The sequence below is a fragment of the Roseateles sp. P5_E1 genome, from assembly GCF_054049335.1.
This window is the reverse complement of record NZ_JBFUMN010000107.1, coordinates 1-5,014: the sequence shown is the minus strand read 5'-3', so window position 1 is coordinate 5,014 and position 5,014 is coordinate 1. Positions and strand designations below refer to the sequence as shown.

Genomic DNA, 5,014 nt, shown 5'->3' with positions numbered 1-5,014 from the left:
TTACGCGAGGATCGTGGCGACGACGCCCGAGCCGACAGTGCGACCACCTTCACGGATGGCGAAGCGCAGGCCGGTTTCCATCGCGATCGGCGCGATCAGCTTCACGGTGATGCCGACGTTGTCGCCGGGCATGACCATTTCCTTGTCCTTGGGCAGCTCCACCGCACCGGTCACGTCCGTGGTACGGAAGTAGAACTGGGGACGGTAGTTGTTGAAGAACGGGGTGTGGCGGCCGCCCTCTTCCTTGGACAAGACGTAGATCTCGGCCGTGAAGTGGGTGTGSGGCTTGATCGAGCCGGGCTTGGCCAGCACCTGGCCGCGCTCGACGTCKTCACGCTTGGTGCCGCGCAGCAGGATGCCGACGTTGTCGCCTGCTTGACCTTGGTCCAGCAGCTTGCGGAACATTTCGACGCCGGTGACGGTGGTCTTCTGCACGTCGCGGATGCCGACGATTTCGATTTCTTCGCCGACCTTGATGATGCCGCGCTCGACGCGACCGGTCACGACGGTGCCGCGGCCGGAGATCGAGAAGACGTCTTCAACCGGCAGCAGGAAGGCGCCGTCGATGGCACGGTCCGGCTGGGGGATGTAGTTGTCCAGGGCGTCGGCCAGACGCATGATGGCTTGCTCGCCCAGGTCGCCCGTGTCGCCTTCCAGCGCCAGCTTGGCCGAACCCTTGATGATGGGGGTGTCGTCGCCGGGGAAGTCGTACTTGGACAGGAGCTCGCGCACTTCCATTTCGACCAGCTCGAGCAGCTCGGCGTCGTCGACCATGTCGCACTTGTTCAGGAAGACGATGATGAACTTCACGCCGACCTGACGAGCCAGCAGGATGTGCTCGCGGGTCTGGGGCATCGGGCCGTCAGCGGCCGAGCACACCAGGATGGCGCCGTCCATCTGGGCGGCACCGGTGATCATGTTCTTGACGTAGTCGGCGTGGCCGGGGCAGTCAACGTGCGCGTAGTGGCGGTTGGCCGTCTCGTACTCGACGTGAGCGGTGTTGATCGTGATGCCGCGGGCCTTTTCTTCGGGCGCTGCGTCGATCTGGTCGTAGGCCTTGGCCTCGCCGCCGAACTTCTTGGACAGCACGGTCGCGATTGCCGCGGTCAGCGTGGTCTTGCCGTGGTCAACGTGGCCAATCGTGCCSACGTTCACGTGCGGCTTGGTCCGTTCAAACTTGCCTTTTGCCATCTTGCGCTCCTGAGGCGAACCCGTTGAAACGAGTAGAAAAAGAGAAAATCTGTGGTGCCCTTGACGCGGATCGAACGCGTGACCTCTCCCTTACCAAGGGAGTGCTCTACCACTGAGCCACAAGGGCATCGGCACGGGTTTGACGCCAGATGAACTGGCCGGCAAACCGGTGTCGACGCTGACCAACCAAACCGCCCGGATTGGAGCGGGAAACGGGAATCGAACCCGTGTCATTAGCTTGGAAGGCTAAGGTTCTACCATTGAACTACTCCCGCTCTGGGAGCCCTGCCGCAACCGCCAGCAACGGCAGTTTTGGTGGAKGAGGCTGGATTCGAACCAGCGTACGCTATGCGGGCAGATTTACAGTCTGCTGCCTTTAACCACTCGGCCACCCCTCCTGAGGCAAGCCCGCAACTATAGCACAGGGCAAATGGGGCGCAACAGCCGCCTCACGAAGAAGCCAGAGACAAAGAGCGCGAAAACGTGGCCCGGGACGATTCCCCTGGCGCTCCGCTCATCTCGCCTTCCCTGGCGACGCCCAGCCTCGCCACGGCACCCAGGCGTCGCCTCGCCTCGGACCAATACAAAACCAGATCAAGGCCACCCAGCTACCAGCTGGCGAGCACTGCCGGGCGCCTTCTTACGACTTGCACAAGGGTCGCGTCGCCCAAGCGCAACAGTTTTATACGCGCAAAGATACCAATTAAGCACCAATTTGATCCGCTAGATTGGTCGCCCCAGAGAGGGCGCCACCCAATGAGCAGACACTTTGCCGCCACCACTCGGGAAACCCCCCAGTAAAAATTGGTAGCAAAGTGGCGTTATCAATCGTTACAGTGGCATGGCACTGGTTGGATGCGCTTTTGAGGGCAAACAAGGCATCAACCGGACCGAAGGTGGTATGCAACGCACCCGAAGCAGTCACCGCCGCCCCAATTCATTGGCCACAACGAGGAACAGCATATGAAGGTCAAGCAGACTCCCATCTCGCAGGCGGTACTCATCGCTTTGCTTGGCGCCAGCGGCGCCGCCATGGCGCAGCAAGCCCCGGCTCCCCAGCAACTGGACACGGTCACCATCACCGGTATCCGTGCGTCGCAGGAAAAGTCGCTGAGCGTCAAACGCAATGCCGACGCCCACATCGACGTCATCTCCGCCGAAGACATCGGCAAGATGCCCGACAAGAACGTTGCCGACTCGCTGGCCCGCGTGCCTGGCGTCACCATCCTGAACAGCCCGGCCGGCGGCTCCGGTGGTTTCGACGAGCGCGACCGCGTCGGCCTGCGTGGCACTAACCCCAGCCTGACGCAGACGCTGCTCGACAGCCACGGCATCGCCAACGGCGACTGGTTCGTGCTGGACCAGACCGGTGCCGGCGTCGGCCGCAGCGTCAGCTACTCGCTGCTGCCCTCCGAACTCGTCAGCCGCGTGGAAGTGCGCAAGAGCGCCGAAGCATCCCTGGTGGAAGGCGGCACGGCAGGTTCGGTGAACATCATCACCCGCAAGCCGCTGGACTTCGCCAAGGCGCTGACCTTCGAAGCAGGCCTGGGCGCGGTTTACGCCAGCCTGCCCAAGAAGACGGACCCGCAGCTCAGCGTGCTGGCCAACTTCAAGAACGAATCCAAGACCTTCGGCGTCCTGGTGCAAGCCTTCTCGGAAAAGCGCAGCCTGCGTCGCGATGGCGTGGAAACGCTGGGCTTCATCAACAAGCTGGACAGCACCAACGCGCCCGCCCTCGTCGCAGCGCACCCTGACCTGATCGGCGTCTACACCCCCGACCTGATCGGCGCCGCCTATTTCACGCAGGAGCGCGAGCGCAAGGGCGGGCTGGTGCGCGCCCAGTTCAAGCCCACTCAGGACGTGGACCTCACGCTGACGGGCTTCTCGTCCAAGATGGACGCGGACAACTACAACCGCAATTACCTGATCGCGCCGCGCGCCGGCCTGATCAACAGCGCCACGATCTCGAACTACAAGATCGCGACCGACAGCAAGGGCGTGAAGACGCTGACGCAGGCCACCTTCGACTGGGCCAGCTCGTCGACCGCCGGCTATTACGACATGATCTCGCGCAAGGCCTCTGCCGAGAGCAACTTCCTGAGCTTGGATGGCAGCTTCAAGGTCAACAGCGCGCTGACGCTGACCGCCAATGCCGGCACCTCCAAGGGCAAGGGCCAGACCGTCAGCCAGGACGTGGTTGAGCCGCACATCGCCACCACGCGTGCCAGCTATGCCCTGCAAGGCAACGACACCGCGCCCGCCTTCAGCTTCACCAACCCCACGGTGGGCTTTGACTGGATCTTCGGCGCCGAGCACGTCATCGTCCACGACAAGGAGAGCTGGGCCCAGGTGGACGGCGAGTACTCGCTCGACTCCGGCGTGCTCAAGAGCCTGAAGTTCGGCGTGCGCAGTGCCCAGCACAAGCGCCACACCGATGCGACGCTGAACCAGGGCCCGGGCTGCGCGACCGGCACGCCGTACCGCGTCGGCCCCTGGGACTGGAGCAAGCCCAGCGCCTGCGCCGATGCGAACGGCAACGATGCGCCCCAGCTCTCGCCCTACACCCTGCCGGCCTTCAGCCAGTCCTTCCCGGGCAACTACGGCAGCGGCCTCGGCAGCGGCTTCCCGACCAACCTGACCTATATCTCGGCCGCGGCCCTGGCCGAGTACAACAGCCGCGTCACCAACCGCGATCCCATCGCGCGCCGCTCGCCCATGGACGGCGGCGAATACAGCGTGAAGGAAACCACCACCGCCGCCTACCTGCAGGGCAACCTGGAAGGCGACGGCTGGAGCGGCAACGTCGGTCTGCGCGCCGTGCGTACCAAGCAGTCCTCGGGTTCGTTCCGCCCCAGCTTCCCGGGCGAGAAGGCTGATGTGTCATCGGCATTCGGTGACTTCACGGCCACCACCGCAGACCGCAGCTACACCGACCTGCTGCCCAGCGCCAGCGTGCGTGTGGACATCCGCCGCGACGTCGTGGGCCGCCTGGCTGTGAGCCGCACGGTGACCCGCGCCGACTACACGGCGTTGTCTGCCTTCACGTCGCTGAGCACGACGGGCATGTTCCTGGACAACAACGCCATCGGTGGCGGCACGGCCGGCAACCCCGACCTGAAGCCGATCCGCTCCACCAACTTCGACGCCAACATCGAGTGGTACTTCGCGCCGCGCGCCTTCGTGTCGATGGGTGCCTTCCACATGCAGATGGGCAGCTACATCACGAACGGCACGTTCACCAGCACCTACCCGGTGCTGCTGGGCAACACCAACCAGCAGGGTGGCGTGCAGCAACTGGTGAACCGTCAGTTCGTCATCACCGGCCTGACCAACAAGAAGGCTTCCGTCACCGGTCTGGAATTCGCGTTCGAGACGCCCATCGCCAACAACTTCGGCGTGACGGCGAACTACACCTTCGCGGATGGTCACGACCAGGACGGCCATGTGCTGCGCGGCGACGTGAAGAACTCGTTCACCCTGGGCGGCTTCTTCGAGAACGACCAGTTCTCGGCGCGCGTGAACTACAGCTACACCGATGACATCTTCATCGGTACCGACCGTGGCACGGACTACTTCCAGAAGGGCAACGGCGTGCTGTCGGCGTCTCTGGGCTACAAGATCAACGACAACTTCGCCGTCAGCCTGGATGCGCAGAACCTGAACGACCCGAAGCTGAAGTACTACGCCTCGGAAGTGCAGCCGCGCGCCATCTACAAGAACGGCCGCCAGTTCTACCTGACCGCACGTGTGAAGTTTTGACCCCTCGCCTGGTCACGCGCCGCTGAACGCGGGCGTGCCCAGTCGGTCCCCCGCGGGGACGGCG

At 63.8% G+C, this 5,014-nt stretch carries 2 protein-coding genes and 3 tRNA genes; 1 reads left to right on the top strand and 4 read right to left on the bottom strand.

What is annotated here, in order from left to right; genetic code table 11:
• From tuf to ACXJKJ_RS29855, 4 genes are all read right to left on the bottom strand, one after another.
• Positions 1-1,191, bottom strand: a complete 1,191-nt coding sequence (tuf, locus tag ACXJKJ_RS29870) for an elongation factor Tu (RefSeq protein WP_457394903.1) — start codon at positions 1,189-1,191, stop codon at positions 1-3.
• Positions 1,192-1,243: 52 nt separating this feature from the next.
• Positions 1,244-1,318: transfer RNA gene (locus ACXJKJ_RS29865), tRNA-Thr, on the bottom strand.
• 74 nt (positions 1,319-1,392) lie between these two features.
• A tRNA-Gly gene (locus ACXJKJ_RS29860) sits at positions 1,393-1,466 on the bottom strand.
• A 38-nt stretch (positions 1,467-1,504) separates the two neighbouring features.
• Positions 1,505-1,589 (bottom strand) — tRNA-Tyr (locus ACXJKJ_RS29855).
• Between the two features lie 565 nt (positions 1,590-2,154).
• Here ACXJKJ_RS29855 and ACXJKJ_RS29850 point away from each other — a divergent pair.
• Positions 2,155-4,950, top strand: a complete 2,796-nt coding sequence (locus ACXJKJ_RS29850; RefSeq protein ID WP_457394900.1) for a TonB-dependent receptor — start codon at positions 2,155-2,157, stop codon at positions 4,948-4,950.
• Positions 4,951-5,014: the final 64 nt, after the last annotated feature.

What these genes read in the sequence shown, in the direction of transcription:
- ACXJKJ_RS29850 (WP_457394900.1), top strand. Translation starts at nt 2,155, where the DNA reads ATGAAGGTCAAGCAGACTCCCATCTCGCAGGCGGTACTCATCGCTTTG.